General features: G+C 66.9%; 13 protein-coding genes. 7 read left to right on the plus strand and 6 right to left on the minus strand.

Annotated elements, in window-relative coordinates:
• Window positions 1-23 precede the first annotated feature (23 nt).
• On the plus strand, window positions 24-809 hold the full coding sequence (locus tag GJV80_RS09115) for a class I SAM-dependent methyltransferase (RefSeq protein ID WP_154687630.1): 786 nt from the start codon (window positions 24-26) through the stop codon (window positions 807-809).
• 9 nt (window positions 810-818) lie between these two features.
• Here the strand turns inward: GJV80_RS09115 and GJV80_RS09120 are convergent, their stop codons facing one another.
• Window positions 819-1,802 (minus strand): polysaccharide pyruvyl transferase family protein, encoded by a 984-nt coding sequence (locus GJV80_RS09120; RefSeq protein ID WP_154687631.1) that lies wholly within the window; start codon window positions 1,800-1,802, stop codon window positions 819-821.
• Between the two features lie 95 nt (window positions 1,803-1,897).
• Here GJV80_RS09120 and GJV80_RS09125 point away from each other — a divergent pair, with 95 nt between their 5' ends.
• Window positions 1,898-2,950, plus strand: coding sequence for a glycosyltransferase family A protein (locus GJV80_RS09125; protein ID WP_195909255.1), 1,053 nt, complete (start codon window positions 1,898-1,900; stop codon window positions 2,948-2,950).
• A gap of 45 nt (window positions 2,951-2,995) precedes the next feature.
• Here the strand turns inward: GJV80_RS09125 and GJV80_RS09130 are convergent, their stop codons facing one another.
• Window positions 2,996-5,029, minus strand: coding sequence for a hypothetical protein (locus GJV80_RS09130; protein ID WP_154687633.1), 2,034 nt, complete (start codon window positions 5,027-5,029; stop codon window positions 2,996-2,998).
• A 74-nt stretch (window positions 5,030-5,103) separates the two neighbouring features.
• The gene (locus GJV80_RS09135; RefSeq protein ID WP_154687634.1) at window positions 5,104-6,516 is read right to left on the minus strand and encodes a sigma 54-interacting transcriptional regulator; all 1,413 of its coding nucleotides are present in this window, start codon (window positions 6,514-6,516) and stop codon (window positions 5,104-5,106) included.
• A 298-nt stretch (window positions 6,517-6,814) separates the two neighbouring features.
• Here GJV80_RS09135 and sepH point away from each other — a divergent pair, with 298 nt between their 5' ends.
• Entirely contained in the window at window positions 6,815-8,179 is a 1,365-nt protein-coding gene (sepH, locus tag GJV80_RS09140; protein ID WP_154687635.1) for a septation protein SepH, read from the plus strand.
• 188 nt (window positions 8,180-8,367) lie between these two features.
• Complete coding sequence (locus GJV80_RS09145; protein WP_195909256.1) at window positions 8,368-9,957, plus strand: DUF563 domain-containing protein; 1,590 nt, start codon at window positions 8,368-8,370, stop codon at window positions 9,955-9,957.
• On the opposite strand, the gene GJV80_RS09150 is transcribed toward GJV80_RS09145, so the two are convergent.
• Window positions 9,954-11,291 carry an NAD(P)/FAD-dependent oxidoreductase gene (locus GJV80_RS09150; RefSeq protein ID WP_154687637.1) on the minus strand — a complete coding sequence of 446 codons (1,338 nt, stop codon included), beginning with the start codon at window positions 11,289-11,291 and terminating at the stop codon, window positions 9,954-9,956. The two genes, GJV80_RS09145 and GJV80_RS09150, sit on opposite strands and share 4 nt — an antisense overlap.
• Before the next feature lie 295 nt (window positions 11,292-11,586).
• Between GJV80_RS09150 and GJV80_RS09155 the strand changes: the two genes are divergently transcribed.
• Together GJV80_RS09155 and GJV80_RS09160 are read left to right on the plus strand one after the other, a co-directional pair.
• Window positions 11,587-12,273, plus strand: a complete 687-nt coding sequence (locus GJV80_RS09155) for a sigma factor-like helix-turn-helix DNA-binding protein (protein WP_230208290.1) — start codon at window positions 11,587-11,589, stop codon at window positions 12,271-12,273.
• A gap of 93 nt (window positions 12,274-12,366) precedes the next feature.
• Entirely contained in the window at window positions 12,367-13,143 is a 777-nt protein-coding gene (locus GJV80_RS09160; RefSeq protein WP_154687638.1) for an SDR family oxidoreductase, read from the plus strand.
• A gap of 18 nt (window positions 13,144-13,161) precedes the next feature.
• On the opposite strand, the gene GJV80_RS09165 is transcribed toward GJV80_RS09160, so the two are convergent.
• A complete protein-coding gene (locus GJV80_RS09165) occupies window positions 13,162-14,085 on the minus strand; it encodes a GIY-YIG nuclease family protein (RefSeq protein WP_154687639.1) in 924 nt (307 codons plus the stop codon).
• 1 nt (window position 14,086) lies between these two features.
• Entirely contained in the window at window positions 14,087-14,920 is an 834-nt protein-coding gene (locus GJV80_RS09170) for a sulfurtransferase (protein ID WP_154687640.1), read from the minus strand.
• 81 nt (window positions 14,921-15,001) lie between these two features.
• Here GJV80_RS09170 and GJV80_RS09175 point away from each other — a divergent pair, with 81 nt between their 5' ends.
• Window positions 15,002-16,501 (plus strand): serine hydrolase, encoded by a 1,500-nt coding sequence (locus tag GJV80_RS09175; protein ID WP_154687641.1) that lies wholly within the window; start codon window positions 15,002-15,004, stop codon window positions 16,499-16,501.
• Window position 16,502 lies beyond the last annotated feature (1 nt).

Genomic DNA, 16,502 nt, shown 5'->3' on the forward strand with positions numbered 1-16,502 from the left:
CTACGAGGACACCGAGGACAGCGATGTACTTCTACTACCGCAGATTTCTGACCCAGGTCCACCAGCGCCTGCGTCCTCGCAACTACCTGGAGATAGGAGTCCGCAACGGCGGCAGCCTCGCGCTGTCCCGCTGCAGGTCGGTGGCGATCGATCCGGCGTACTCGATCACGGCCGAACTCAACGCACCCGTTTCGTTGTTCCGAACCTCCAGTGACGAGTACTTCGCCCGAGCGGATCCGCTTCAGCCGACCGACGGGCAGCCGTTCGATCTCACGTTCATCGACGGGCTGCACCTCTTCGAGTTCGCGCTCCGCGACTTCATCAACGCGGAACGACACTCCAGCAACCGTGGCGTGATCATCTTCGACGACGTCCTGCCCCGCACCGTCGACGAGGCGGCCAGGGTGCGACACACCCATGCCTGGACCGGCGATGTGTATTCGGTTCTCGGCGTGATCGCCAAGTACCGCCCCGAACTGTCGGTGATCACCATCGGAACACAGCCGACCGGCCTGTTGATGATCACCGGACTGGATCCCACCAGCACCGTGCTGACTGATCACTACCACGAGATCCTGCGCGAGTTCCGGCACGCGGACCCGCAGCCGGTTCCCGAGCACCTGCTTGATCGGCTGGCCATCGCTCCGCCGCAGAAGGTGTTGGACTCCGGACTCCTGGAATTGCTCGGCAACGCCGATCCGGCCACGTCGTCGGCCGACCTCAGGCAACAGATCGCCGACGTCGTGTCAGCGAACGTCGGTCGGGCGTACGCACCGGGCGAGCCCGTTGGAGCTACGTTCGAAGGCTGATCCTCAGAGTCAGGAACTGGTCGCCGGCCGGGGCTCCGACCGGGAGCGCCCCTTGCGGCGCAGGAACGGCGCCGCGTCGAGCAGCGCCCGGTAGTCGAAGTCGATCGATTCTTCACTGAAGGCGAACGACGTGCGCAACCGCTCGGCGGTGACCGGTCGATCCGAGGGATCGAACCTCTGCGGCTGCCGGAACTTGTTCACCGATGCGAAGTAGTCGTAGTACTTGAAGACCCCTCCGCGCGGCGAACTCGAGGCCAGCCAGGCGTTGGGGATGCCGTAGGCATCGGCGACGATCAGCCCGTGCAGGGACGAGGTGATGATCTTCCGGCAGGAGAGCAGTTCCCGGACGACCGCTTCGACATCTGAACGGGAGAAGTCGATCAGCTTGACACCCGGTCCGTAGGTGCCGTTCGCCCATTTCCGCTCGCTCCACCGCACCACGACGCCGTACTCGTGGGTGACCGGCACCTCGGGTCGGTAGTAGAGCGGTAGCAACAACGCGGGGTCGCCGTACACCTCGGGAACCGGAATCCCGAAACCCCGTGCCGCGCTGAGCTTGGCCCTGGTCAGCGGACCCCGGACCGCGGTGAAGCTGGCGTTCTTGGCGACCTCGTCCTCCCTCTCGGTACCGTAGACGCCCGCTCCCCAAACGATCGACTGGTCGGTGCTCTGACTGACGATCGATCCGATGACCAGGTAATGCGGATTCTTCCGGTTCGCGACGATCGCCGGCCTGCCGGTCATCTGCTCGATCAGCCAAGGAGACAGCAGGTCACCGAAGTTCGGTCGGTAGGTGAAGTAGTTCAGTGGGACCCAGCCCCCGACCTCGATCAGGTCGGCTACCTCGTAGTCGTCCAGGACGCTGTGGTGAACCTGCCGCCGCGGCGCCTTGGCCGGCCGCCCAACCAACCGGGCCGTCGCCAGATCGACAAGGTGGCGGCGCACGGGCCCCGGCTTCAACCGGAGGACATTCAGGTCTTCCCTATTAGTCATATCGGAATTATGTCACCAACTTCACCGCATCCCGCTGAGTCACGGCTAAGGCTCAATCAATGTGCCGGCCGACGTCGGCGACTACGCTGGCCGACATGGGGCTGAATCTGCCCGCCTGGCCCCGGTTCCCGGCGTCACTGGGGGTTCGCCGAAGGCCGCGCGTCTCGGTCGTCGTTCCCGTCTTCAACGCGATGCCCTATCTGACCGAACTGCTCAGCTCCTTGGATGACCAGGGACTGTCACCGGCGCAACTGCAGGTCATCCTGGTCGACGACGGCTCGACCGACGGAAGTCCCGCCGTCCTCGACGATTTCGGCCGCGATCGCCCGAACGTGATCGTGCTGCATCAGGTGAATTCCGGGTGGCCGGGTCAGCCCCGCAACAAGGGTCTGGAGCATGCGACCGGGCGATGGGTCTTCTTCGCCGACGCCGACGACTACTTCGCATCAGGGGCTCTGGCCGACCTGGCCGACTACGGAGACCGGCAACGTACTCAGATCGTGTTACCCCGGGTCAACCGGTTCGGCAACCGAAGCGCCGGCCGTCGTCTGGTCAAGACGAAGGACAGAGTCTCCAAAGAGGTCGCGTTCCGGTCGTTCACCCCGCACAAGCTCGTGCGGCGGGACCTGATCATGAAGAACGGAGTGCGTTTCCCGGAGGGGAAGGTCCGGTTGGAGGACGGCATCTTCTTCAGCCGTTGCTTCCTCCTGACGGACCGGATCTCTGCCCTTGCGGATCGGGAGTACTACATGATGCGCGGCCGTACGGACGGCGGCAACATCTCCAGACAGCCCAAGGATCCGGCCGGCTACGTGAGTTCTGTCGAGCGGATCGTGCAGACCACCAACGAGCTCTGTGACGACCCCGGACTGCGAAGCAGACTGATCGCCATCGTGCTGCATCGCAAGTGCCTGAAACTCTATGCCGGCGGATTCGCCCGACTCTCCGATGATCTTCAGCAGCGGTGGCTCACCGAGCATCGCCAGCTCCTGACCAGGTACATGACTGCAGAGATCAGGGCCGAACTCGCACCGATCGACCAGGATCGGCTCGCTCTGGTACTCACCGGGGACCGATCCCGGATCCTGGCGCACATCCGCGACAACCGGGTACGACCGGCGGGCCGGACAACTGCTCTGGAGCTGTGACCACACCCGACCCGCCCGATTCAGACCTGCCCGCCGGCGCTGTGGTCACCCGCGGCTGCCGCGGCTTCGCGTTCTCAGATAGTCGGCGACGACATATTCCCCGAGCCGTCCGATGTCGGGGGTGAAGACCCGCCCGCCACACCGTCGGGCGATGGCATCGACGAAGCGGGCCAAACCCTCGTCCTCACCGAGCATGAACGTGTTCAGTGTCGCGCCGTACCGGGCCAGTTCGTCGACCTGGGACACCGTGGCGCGGACCGCCTCAGGCGTCGTCGGCCAATGGAAGATCGGCTCACCGGTCTCGGTCAGATGCGCCGTCGGCTCGCCGTCGGTGACCACCATCACCACCGGCTCGGCATCGGGATGCCGGCGCAGATGCCGGGACGCCAACATCAGCGCGTGCTGCAGGTTGGTGCCCTGCACCCACTCCGGTTCGGCCTCGGCCAACTCGACCGCGGACATCCGCCGGCCGAGCAGGTTGAACCCGATGATCTCCAACGCGTCCTGCCGGAACCGGGTCTCGACCAGATGCGACAACGCCAGGGCCGTCTGTTTCATCGGCCCCCAGCGACCGTCGGCGAACATCGAGAACGACAGGTCGACACACAAGGCGACCGCCGCCGACGTCCGCCGCTCGGTCTCGGTCACCTCGAAGTCGTCGACCTCCAACATTCGTCCCGATCCTGGCCGCTCCTGAGCACGTCCTGCCGCGAGGCTCTGGCCGGAGGCGGCCCGACGTCGCAGCGCATTGCCGACCGTCCTCGGTACGTCGATCGGCAACTCGTCCCCGAAGACCCATGGCCGGGTGAGTCCGGTCGGCTCGTCTGCGGATCCGGTCCTGCGGTCCTGGTGATCACCGGTCCCCCGTGCCTCCAATTCGGCGAACACCCGGCGTAGCGCCGTTTCACCCAGCCGCCGCACCGCCTTGGGAGTCAACCGCAATCCGTCATCACCGCGACGCAGGTAGCCCTGCCGTTCCAGTTCACGTTCAAGATCACGAAGCTGTGCGAAGTCCTCCGCCGCCTCGCGGCCCAGATGCCGTTCCAGGGAATCGACATCCACATCGTCCAGCGTTGCGCCGGGATGCCGCTGTCCGAGCTGCGCCTCCAAGGCTTCGAGATCAGCAAGGTCTGCCACGGCCGACACCGCATCGCTGTAGCCGAGCCCCTCACCGTCGCCCTGGTTCGGCATTCCGGTCGGTGACTGCCGGTCAAGTCCGGGACGCAGCGCCCGCAGATTGTCCTGCAGCCTGGCCATCTCGGCCGCAAGATCCGCATCCCGCAACGCATCGCTGACCAACTGGCCGAGTTGTCGGCGTTGATCGGGACTCAGCGAGTTGAGCATCCGCTCCGCGGCGGCCTGTTGCCGAGCCAGCGAGTCGATCAACTCCTCGACGTTCTGCGGGTCGTCGGGGAAGAACTCGCCGTGCTTGTCCATGAAGTCCCGGAACTGCTCGTCGGTGTCCTCGTTCCGGGCGTGCGCGGCAAGCAGTTCGTTCAGATCGGCCATCATGTCCTTGACCCGTTGCATCGCGTCCGGGTCCGGATTGCTCAACGCCTGCTGCAATCCCTGGAACTGGGAGTCAAGAACCTGCTGCTGCAGCATCTCCTTGATCGATTCGTAGGTCTGCCGGGCTTCCGGTGATCGCCACTGGTACGACTCCAGGGCGCGGACGGCTCCGGCGACGTCGTCGGGAACGGTGTCCAATTCCATCTCGGCGAACCGGGCATCCATGCTGTCGTCGCCGGCCAGCGCCTCCTTCTCGGCGGCCATGGCCTGGTCGAGGGCGGCCCGGACCTGATCGAGGGTCCCGCCAAGATTCCCGCGCCGGCGGGCCTGCTCGCGCATCCGCCGGATCCGCTCGGCCAATCGGTCCAGCCCACCGCGACCGTCGGTTCCGCGGTGCTGCAGGTCCCGCAGGGCATCGCCGATGTTTCCGGAGTTCAGGACGTCGTGGCCAAGCTCGTCCATCGCCGAACGTACGTCGAAGGGAGCGGCCAGCGGATCCGGTCCGCCACGCCACGGCCCGTACCGGACCCGGCCATGCCGGTCGCGGTGGAATCCCAGGTTGTCAGCCATGTGCTCTGTCCATGATCGTCACACTGATCACATTCATGATCACTCTGATGATCCAGTCATGATCATCATTCCGGTCAACCGCCGTAGACCGTTCGTCCGTCGACCACGTCCTTCTCGATCCGACGAGTCAGGTAGAGGCCTTCCAGCACGAACTCCACGGCGGCGGCCACCTCACCGCGGTTGGCGTCGTCACCGTAACCGAGCCGGTCCAGCACCCGGGACAATCCGGACAGGGTGCCGAACTGGCGAAGCAGCTCGTCCGCCGCGACCAGATCACCGGTCTCCACCACCGAGCCCTCGGCAAAGATCTTGGTGAACCCGGAGAGATCGACACCGCTGAGCCGCTCCCGGAAGGTCTCGGCGACAGCCAGTTTCAGCAGATGATCAAGGACTGCGGCCTCCCTGCCCTCCTCGCCCATCTCGAATTCGATCTTGCCCAGCAGGGTCGGCAAGATCTGCGGAAGATCACCGATCCTGGCCACTGCCTCCGGTTCGCCGGTGCGGGCAGCACGGCGCAATGCCGACGCAGCGACTGCCTCGGTCGCCGCGATCGAGAACCGGGCCGACACCCCGGAGCGCTGGTCGACCGACGGTGATTCGCGCAACCCGCGGCTCAGCCTGGCGATCGCCTCGAGGAGATGATCACCTACATCGGCGACCAGGTGGGTCTCCTGGCGGAGCAGTTCCGCCTCGTCGGAGATGTCGGTCAGATAGTGGGTCCGGATCTCGCCGCCGAAGCGGTCCTTGAGCGGGGTGATGATCCGGCCGCGGTTGGTGTAGTCCTCGGGGTTGGCGGTCGCGATGACCAGCACATCAAGTGGCAGCCGGATCGAGTAGCCGCGGACCTGGATGTCGCGTTCTTCGAGCACGTTGAACAGGGCCACCTGGATCCGCTCGGCCAGGTCGGGCAGTTCGTTGAGGCCGAAGACGCCCCGGTGGGTGCGCGGCACCAGTCCGTAGTGGATGGTCTCCGGATCGCCGAGGGTGCGGCCCTCGGCCACCTTGACCGGGTCGACGTCGCCGATCAGGTCACCGACCGACGTGTCGGGCGTGGCGAGCTTCTCGGTGTAGCGGTCGTCGCGGTGCAGCCAGCCGATCGGCAGATCGTCGCCGGTCTCCACGGCGAGGGCCTGGCAGCGTACGCAGAGCGGATCGTAGGGATCGTCGTTGATCTCACAGCCGTCGACGACCGGGATCCATTCGTCCAGCAGTTGTCCCACGGTGCGCATCAGCCGGGTCTTGCCCTGGCCGCGCTCGCCGAGCAGGACGAAGTCGTGGCCGGCGAGGAGGGCGGCTTCGAGTTCGGGAAGCACCGTGTCCTCGAATCCGACGATGCCAGGAAACGCCCGCTCCCCCGATCGCAGCCGGTGCAGCAGGTTTGCGCGGATCTCCTCCTTGACGCCGCGGGTGCGATATCCGGAGGCCTTCAGTTGGCCGAGCGTGCGGGGCCGTTCGGACGAAGGGGTGTGGGTTGATGCCTGACTCATGGGCGAGACTCCTGTAAGACGGACAGGAAGGGACTCAGCAAAGACGCTACTCACGCTAGTCCTGCGCACAACCCGACCAGCCACCGGCCGGGGCTCATCCACTCCGGGCAGGCGAACAGCAGACGGGCGTACTGCCGATGCGAAGCCCCGTTTGATCACCGCACGCTGCTGATCCTCACCATCATGTGGAGGTTGAGGGCGGCTCCGGCGGGTACGATCCGCTGCCACCCCGAACCGCCTCCCTCCCAGGGGCGCGCCGGCGCGGTAGGTTGATTCCCCAAGACGCGAGGATGAGAGAGTGAGGCACGACCCATCGATGCGGACCGCACGACCGGTGGGACTGACCGACGACGGCCGGTTCGTCATCGTGGAGACCGCCGACGGTGAGTCCATCTCCGTACCCGCCGACGAGTTGCGCCCCGCCTTGCGGAACCGGCCACGACGACACCTGGAGACCGAGTTGGAGCAATCAATGACACCTCGTGAGATCCAGATGAAGATCCGCGCCGGGGCATCGGTCGAGGAGATCGTCGAGGCGTCCGGGATGCCGGTAGCCAGGGTCGAGGCGTTCGCCGCACCGGTCCTTGCCGAGCGCAACCACATCGCAGGTCTGGCCCAGACCGGTTCGGTCCGGCGTACCGGTGAATCGACCGGGCATCGGACGTTGCGGGCGGCGCTCGCGGAGCGGCTCAAGGCGCGAGGCGTCAACCCCGACACCGTCGAGTGGGACTCGTTCAAGATGGACGACGGCCGGTGGTCGGTCAATGCCTCGTATCGGATCGAGCAGGCAGAACGGTGCGCCGTCTTCTACTTCGACCAGCGCGGCCGCTTCTCGGTGCCCGGGAACGACGAGGGCCGGTGGGCGATCGGCGAGCCCACCGAGGCCGACGCGCCGACAACCCCGTCGGTCGGCGAGGACGTGGACACCGAGCCGACCCTCAAGCTGGCCGGCCCGGCCGACGAACTCGCCCTGCTCCGGGCAGTCGAGATCGACGAGGCTGCACCCGAGCCCGACGCCGAGGAGCCGGCGACAGCACCCGAGGGAACCGCGGAAGACGGGCCGTCCTCCGCGGTGGAGATCCGGACCGAGGAAGAGTTCCGGGCCGAGATCGAGATGGTGGCCGTACCGGACGACGCCCCGGACGCGGAGGCCGAGGTGCCGGCGGAACCGTCGCAACTGGATCTGCTGTACGACCTGCTGGGCAGTGACGGTTATGCCGAGGATTCGATCCGGGTGTTCGAGGGTCTCAGCGATGCCGCCGCCGTGCCCGACGTTGCCGACACCGCGTGGCAGGAGCCGGAACCCGAACCTGAAGACGAACCGGCGGCCGAGTCCGGGCAGCCGAGGATCTTCGCCGACGGAGCCACACAGGAGACCCTCCCGGGCGCCGAACACGGCACAGCGCCGGAATCAATTGCGGAATCAGCGCCGGAAACACTTCCCGAGACAGAGCAGGAATCAGTTCCCGAGACAGAACCGGAGTCTGAATCCCAGGACAGCACGGACCTGCGTAGCGAGCCGATGTCCGAGCCGGATTCGGTACCCCGGCCGGAATCAGAGCCGGAGCCGAAGCCCGCGGCCAAGGCGAAGAGGCGCAAGCGTGCGTCGGTGCCGAGCTGGGACGAGATCATGTTCGGCAGCCCGGGTCCCAAGGGGAAGTGATGCCGGGCCGAACCGGAACGGGGCGCCGTACCCGGGCCGGTCGGGCGTGGCGACGCACGCTTCGCAAGGTTCGCAGAACCGTGGCCCGAAACAGCAAGGTGAGGAAGCCGGCGGCGAGCCGTCGATCGGGATCCCTGGCCAGCCACTTTCCGGACTCGGCCCTTGAGCCCTTGGACCGCGTCGTTGTCGTGGCAATCCACGCCGGCAGAAACGTCGGCCGGGACATCGTCGCCCAGTTCGGCGATTCCACGGTGACGGTGCTCTCCGCGAGACCTCGTGCTACCTGGACCCTGGCGGACTACGGCGCACGCCACATGGTGACGAAGTCGATGGGCGACTTGAACTGGCATCTCCGCAAGATCGGGCCGGTCGACGCAATCATCGACGTCAGCAAGGACCCTGCCTATCCCGCCGCCTCGGTCTGGGATTCGCTCTTCCTGCACCTGCGTAACGGCGGGGTCTATGCAGTGCGTCAGCCGGACCGACCGGCACGGGCGGACGTCGAGTTCGCCCAGCGACTCGCCCGGGCGGCGATCGCTGCCAATGACGCCCCGGCAGCGTTCAACTCGGCAGTGAGCGGCGTCAACTTCGTCGACGGCTGGACAGTGATCACCAAACGCGGCAACCACTACCTGCGGATGCGCGACGCACATGTCGACCGGATGCTCCCGACCCGACGTTCGAATGCGACCGTCGAACTGCTCCGACGGATGCCCGCCGGCGAGCTGGTCAGTCGGGCTACCGTGACGTCGCACCGCTCGGGAGTACCGATAGGGCACCTGGATCTCGTTCTTCCCTACCCGGCCATGAATCTGCGTCACTACACCGGCAAGGTCGCAGTCGCCGGCCACAGCCTGCTGTACGCCGACGGGGTCATCCTTCCCGAGTCGTTCCGGCACCATCTCGCCCGTGGCGGGCTGCGCAACTCAAAGCTCGTCCGAGTGGACCGCCAGTTCTCGATCGTGCCGGACCGACTGCGACCCACCCGGACGCTCCCCGGTGACTACTACTTCTTGGACTGCCCGTTCCCCGGCCACTTCGGCCACATGACCACCGAGGCCCTGTCCAGGCTGTGGGGTTGGCGAGAGGCCAAGGAGCGCTTCCCCGATCTCAAGGCCATCTTCCATATCCGCTGGCCGAACGAGCGACCGCCAACCATGGAGAAAGCCCTCTTCCGGGCGTACGGCATCCTGGATGAGGACATCGTCTGTCTGGATCAACCGGTCTTCGTCGAATCGATCGTCGGCGTCACGCCGATGTTCCACAACCAGGTGCCGCACTACGTCCATCCACAGTTGCGTGGCGTCTGGCAGACGATCTCGGACAACCTGGCCAAACCGCCCGCCAAGCCGACTCCGCGGTTGTTCGTCTCGCGCAGGCCCAGTCGGAATCGCAGCTGCCGCAACGCGCCCCAGGTCGAGGCGTTGTTCGCCGAATACGGCTTCACGATCGTCTATCCCGAGGACTGGTCGATGCCCGAGCAGGCGGGCCTGTTCCGGGATGCCGAGGTGGTCGCCGGATTCGTCGGCTCGGGCATGTTCAACATCCTGTACGCGACGAAGCTGCGCCAGTTGATCTTGCTCGGACATGAGGCGTACACCGCCCGCAACGAGTACCTTTTCGCTGCCGTGCTCGGCGGTGCTGTCGACTACTTCTGGTCAACTCCGGACAAACACCATCCGCCTGGCAGGTGGTCCAACGAGGCGTTCGTCTCGGACTGGGAGTTCGACTTCGAACGCAACGAGGCAGAGCTGCGGAGCCTGTTGGATCGCCTCTAGGCGGCTGGGCGGACGTGATCATCGTCCGCGGCGGCGTCGACGAACGCCTGACGCGGATGCTGAACCGGTTCCAGGGAGACCAGGTCGCGGCCGAAGACCGCCTGGGTCACCCAGCCCGCGGCCACCCGGACCTTGCGTTCCCACATCGGCACGGCCAACACGTGGTAACCACGATGGATGAGCCAGGCCGGCGGCCCCGTGATTACCAACCGGTGGTACTGGAAGATCCCCCGGCCGATGCCGAGGGTGGCGACCACGCCGATGCTGTGGTGGACGTACGGCCTCAGCTTCCCGCCGTGCAGTTGTGCGGCGATGTTGCGGCCGACGCGCTTGCCCTGCCGTACGGCATGCTGAGCGTTCGGCACGGTCCGCGCTCCGGGGACGTCCGAGGCCAGGTCGGGGATCAGTGCGTCGTCGCCGGCGGCCCAGGCATCGACGATCGGCAGGTCGTCGCTGCCGACCCGCAGATCCGGGCGGACGATCAGCAGACCGGAGCGGTCGGTCGGGAGATCGGTGTGTCTGCTGATCACCTCGGTCGCCGCGTTGCCGGCGGTCCAGATGATCAGGTCACTGTCGAACTCCTCGCCGTCGGACAGCACCAGGTGGCCGTTCTCGGCGGAGATCAGACTGGTGCGCAGATGGACGCGCGCCCCGCGGTCCCGCAGCGAGCGGACCACCCATCGGGCGGGTTCGGTGCCGACCTCGGGCAACACCCGCTCCTTGGCCTCGACCAGGTGGAACGTGAGGTCGTCGGGTCCCAGTTCCGGATACCGTTTGATCATCGCCGAGGCCAGCGACAACAACTCGCCCAAGACCTCGATGCCGGTGAAACCTCCTCCGACGACGGTGAAGGTCAGCAGCCGGGTGCGCTGCCGGCCCGCCGGTAGCACGGCCGCCCGGTCCAGCGCGGTCAGCACCCTGTCCCGCACCGCCACTGCTTCTTCGACGTGCTTGAAGCCGATCGCGTGCTCCCGCAGCCCCGGAACCGGAAAGGTTCGGGTGACCGCTCCCGCCGTGACAAGGATGATGTCGTAGTCGATCGTCATCGTCCCGCCGTCCACGGGCTGTACGGTCACCGCCCTGTGCTCATGATCGACAGCCGTCACCCGACCCGAGATCAGGCGCGTCCGTTTCAGGTGCCGTCGGTGCGAAACCGCGGCATGACGCGGCTCGATCGATCCCGCCGCGACCTCCGGCAGGAACGGCTGATAGGTCATGTACGGACGCGGGTCGATCATCATCAACTCCGCCTCTTTGCGGGACAGCCGCCGTTCCAGTGTCCGGGCGGCGTAGAAACCTGCATAGCCCCCACCCACGATGAGGATGCGTCGCATTGTTGCTCCCTTTCTCTCACCAATGAAGACCGTGCAGCCGGCCCGAATGTGACAGCCGGCCCGGATGAGAGACTGTCACCCATCGAAGGGGTGATCGGGTGACGACGCGGACGGCGGAATATCAGCAGGACTACCAGCGGCTGCGCCCGCGGCTCTTCGGCATCGCCTACCGGATGTTGGGCAGCGTCGCCGACGCGGGAGGACATCCTCCAGGAGGTCTGGATCCGATGGCAGGACTACCCCCACGAGAACGTCGACAACGTCGACGCGTTCCCTCACCTCGATCACCACCCGGTTGGCGATCAACCTCAGCCAATCCGCCCGCAAACGGCGTGAGACGTACGTCGGTCCGTGGCTGCCGGAGCCGATCGACACCAGCGCCGACCCGGCACTCGGCGCCGAGCGATCGGAGGCGCTCTCCCTCGGCATCCTGGTGCTGCTGGAGAAGCTGACGCCGACCCAGCGGGCCGCCTACGTGCTGCGGGAGGCGTTCGACTACCCGTACGACCAGATCGGCGCGATCATCGGCCAAACACCGGAAAGCAGCCGGCAGTTGGTCAGCCGGGCACGCCGTCTGGTCAACAACGGGAAACGGAACCGGATCGGCGCCGACCGACACCGGCAGCTCGTCGACACCTTCGTCGCCGCCGCGAAGACCGGCGACATCGACGAGCTGGAAGCACTCTTCGCCCAGGACGTCGTGTCCTATTCCGACGGCGGCGGCAAGCCGGGCACCAAGGCCGCCAGAAACCCGGTGGCCGGTCGCGAACGGGTGGCCCGGTTCATCGCGTCCTTCGCCGGACACTTCTGGACCGATGCGCTCATCGAACCGATCGAGATCAACGGCGATGCTGCGATCCGGCTGTCCCGGGAGGGACGGACCTACACGATCGTCACGATCACGGCGGGTCCCGACGGCATCGATCAGATCCTCTGGATGATGAATCCGGACAAGATCACCTCGTTCAGCACGGGTGGCTGACCTGTCCAGGCGTGTCGCCGATCCACTGTCACAGCAGCGCCCGGTGTCCGGTCGATCAGGGTGGAACATCCGATCGAACACCAAGGAGAACCCATGCGCATCGCTGTTGTCGGAGCCACCGGACTCGTCGGCTCAGCCCTGGTTGCGGCAGCCCGGGAAGCCGGTCACGACGTCATCGCGCTGTCCCGGGAGACGGGCACCGACGTACTGAACCCTGCCGGCCTCGATCAGCAACTCGGCGGAGCCGCGGCACTGATCAACGTCGTCCAGAGCCCGAGCCTGGAGGAAGAGGACTCGAAGGCATTCTTCATCACCGCAGCGAACAATCTGGCCGCGGCGGCAAAGGCCGCCGGCGTCCAGCGGACCGTCGTGCTGTCCATCGTCGGCGTCGACCAGGTCGCTTCCGGCGAAGACGCCGGCACCGGTTTCGACGGCTACTACCGAGCCAAGTACGCCCAGGAGCTGGCCACGACGAAGGCAGCGCCCGGTGCCCGGATCGTTCGCTCCACCCAGTTCCACGACATCGCCCGCCAGGCGATCGGCTGGGGGCTGGACGGCGACCGGACCGTCATCCCCGACCTTCGCATCCAGCCGGTCGCCGTGCCCGCCATGGTCGAGGTCCTGATCGGTGCCGCAACCGGCGAGATCGCCGGTGAGGTCATCGAGGTCGGCGGGCCCGGTGAGGAACAGGTCGCCGAACTGTCCGCGCGGTATGCCGCACATGTCGGCGATCCGGTCACCGTCGTTCCCGGCCCGGTCGGCAAGCCGGTCGCCGACGGCATCCTGTTGCCGCATCCCGGCGCTCGGCTGGTCGGTCCGTCCTGGTCCGAATGGCTGGAAACGGTGCCTGTCCCCCAGCGGACGGCCTGAGCAGCGACGCCCGGCCGGTCATGTCCTCAGCGACGCGGCCAGCCGGGCGTTGACTTCGGTGAAGGCCCGCCACTCCTGGGGAGTTTCGGCCACCCGCCGCCGACCCAGATCCTCGGCACACTCCCGGATCCGCCAACCGCGCATCCGGCCGTCCTGCCAACAGAACTGCACCAGAACCCCGTCGTGCCAGCCGTACAGGTCACAGCGGGTCCCGGATCGACCCACCGGGCCGACGGCCAGGCGCTGCGCCGCCAGCAGCCATTGGGCAGCCTCCAACTCGCTGTGGATCCGACCGGCCGTCTCATACGAATGCAATCGTGACGCGGTGTCGCGGCGATCCTCCAGTTCTGCCAGGAACTCCGCCACCGCTGCAGGTTCCCGGGAGAGCACCGCGATCACCGAAGTGATCATCCGGTCCCGGTCCGCCGCCGTGACGCCACGGATCCGACCAAGATCACGTTCGGCACCGGTGAGCCGGTCACTGGCGTATCCCATCGGGTGGAGCCTCATGATCGCCGCGGCCAGCAGGCGTACCTTCACCCCACCGAGGAACGGGCCGAACATCAGTTCCTCATCCGGCGGGATTCCGGTCTCATGCAGCAGGCGCAGCCGCGCCGGATGCTGATCGAGGATGATCATCAGTGGCACCTCCGCACCACCGATCACCCGGTTCCAGCGCGGCCGGGATTCCTCGAGCAGGTTGCGTTCCAGCCAACTCGCCTCGTGCGCCGACACGCACACCGCCGCTTCGATCCGGGCGATCCGCGGCACCATCCGACAAAGGTGTCGCCTTCCCCGAAGATCACCCCAATAGGAACGCACCCGGCGTCGCAGTCGGACCGCCCGGCCGATGTAGAGCGTCCGGCCCTCACTGTCCCGGAAGCGGTAGACACCCGGTTCCTCGGGCAGCCTGCTGATCACCTGCGGCGGGCCCGTCACCATCTCACGGACGGTCACCGGTCGCGACCGGGCGAGCGGGGTCGGTGATCCAGTCGCTCCACGAACCCGGGTAGATGGTCGGCAACGGCAGTCCAGCGACGACCCGGGCAAGTGCGGTGTGTGCAGCGGTGATCCCCGATCCGCAATAGACGACCGTGGTCTGATCGGCGTCGGGGAAGTTGGCGAGGATCTCCGAGGGTCTCCGGAACCGTCCGGAGTCGTCGACGTTGATCATGGACGGTACGTTGACCGCCCCCGGTATGTGACCAGCGACCGGGTCGATCGGCTCGGATTCTCCGGAATAGCGCTCCGCGCCGCGGACGTCGATGATCACCGGAGCTCGTCCGGCGGCGATCAATTCCGCGAGCTGATCACCGTCAACGCTCGGCAGCTGTCCCGGCCGGGCGACGAAGTCGCCGGTTCCGGCCGGCTCGGGATCCCCACCCTCGGTCGGCAGCCCGGCCGCCGTCCAGGCCGCGTAGCCGCCGTTGAGCACTCGGACATCGCGATGGCCGGCATCGGTCAGCATCCACCACAACCGAGCAGCGGCGAGCGCATTGTCCGCGTCGTAGACGACCACCGGTCGGTCCTCGTCGACCCCCACGCGCCGCATCGCCGCTTCGAACGCGGCTCGCTCAGGCAGCGGATGGCGGCCGCGGTTGCGCCGATGGTCGGACAGGTCGGCCTCCAGGTCCACCCAGCGGGCGCCCGGCAGGTGCGCCGCCAGGTAGTCCGGCCGGCAGGACGGGCCGCCGAGCCTCCAGCGGACGTCGAGCACGCTGGGTGGTCGGCCCTGATGGATCAATGCGGCCAGTTCCTCAACCTCGATCAGCGCCATGCACCCATCCTTCTGGCCACCCGGTCCGCAGTGCAAGACCGCGCCGGACCCCTCGGAAAGGTCGGTGGTTAGGCTGTTGCCGTGTCGACCACGTCCGCGACGTCACCGTCGCCATCAGCCCCACGTCTGGATCGTGCCACCCCGGAGAACCAGGGCGTTAGCTCCGCAGCCGTCAGCGCCTTCATCGACGCGATTGAGCAGGCCGCCCAGATCGAACTGCACAGCTTGATGATCTTGCGCCACGACCGGGTGATCGCCGAGGGCTGGTGGGCGCCGTACCGGCCGGAGCAGCTGCATCTGTTGTATTCGCTCAGCAAGAGCTTCACCTCGACGGCCGCCGGGCTAGCCGAGGCCGAGGGACTGCTGTCCCTGGATGACAAGGTCATCGACGTCTTCGGTGAGCACGCCGACGCCGTCGTCGACGAGCGCTCCCGCCGGCTGACGCTGCGGCACCTGGTACGGATGGCGTCCGGCCATCGCGAGGACGCGCTGCCGCGGGCCTACCAGAACTCCCCCGATGATCTTGTCCGCGGATTCCTCTCGGTACCGCTCGACGAGGAGCCCGGATCGATCTTCTGCTACAACAACGCGGCGACCTTCGTCGTCGGCGCCGCCGTGCAGAAGCGGTCCGGACAGGATCTGGTCGACTTCCTGACCCCGCGGCTGTTCCGGCCGCTGGGCATCGACAACTGCTGGTGGCAGCGGGACACGCAGGGTCGCAATCTCGGCTTCTCCGGCCTGCACCTGACCAGCGAGTCGATCGCCCGCTTCGGACGACTGCTCATCGACGGCGGGCGGATCGGCGACCGGCAGCTCCTCGACCCGGAATGGCTCGCGACCGCCACCTCAGCCCAGACCGACAACAGCAGCCAGGAGAACCCGGACTGGCGGCGCGGCTACGGCTACCAGTTCTGGATGGGCCGGTACGGCTACCGCGGCGACGGTGCGTACGGGCAGCTCTGCGTCGTCCTCCCCGAGCACGACGCGGTCGTGGTCGCCACCGGCGCGTCGCCCGACATCCAGGGCATCATGAACCGGATCTGGGACATTCTGGTGCCGGCGTTCGGTGATCAGGTGCTGCCGGCCGACGCGGCGGCGGCCGGTGCGTTGGCCGACCGGCTGGCCGGTCTGACGCTGACCCCGGTCGGGTCCGCGGCGTGGCAGCCACAGCCGGTTCCGGAGCCGACGATCAGCCCCGAGCAGAACCGCGACCCGGTCCAGGTGATCAAGGTCGAACCGGGTGACGGCACGGTGGTGCTCACCCTCGACCATGGCGATCGGGGCGTCGGTGCTCCGCTGCGGCCGACGACCGATCAAGCAGTGGCGCTGCAGATCACCTGCGGGCTCGGTCATTGGACAGACAACACGATCGCGATCGGCGATCACACGCTGTCCTGTGCCGGAAGTGCTGCGATCGGCGCCGACGGTGTCGTGGAGGCCGAACTCAGTTTCACCAACACGCCGCACCGGTTGCGGCTGCGGCACACCGCCGACGCGCCAACCCGGTCGGGCTGGATCACCGAACCGCTCGGCGAGCCGTATCCGGAGAACCTGGCGATCAAGGCCGTACGGCTGGATTGAT

This window comes from Microlunatus sp. Gsoil 973, assembly GCF_009707365.1.
In the GTDB taxonomy this organism is placed as follows: Bacteria; Actinomycetota; Actinomycetes; order Propionibacteriales; family Propionibacteriaceae; genus Microlunatus.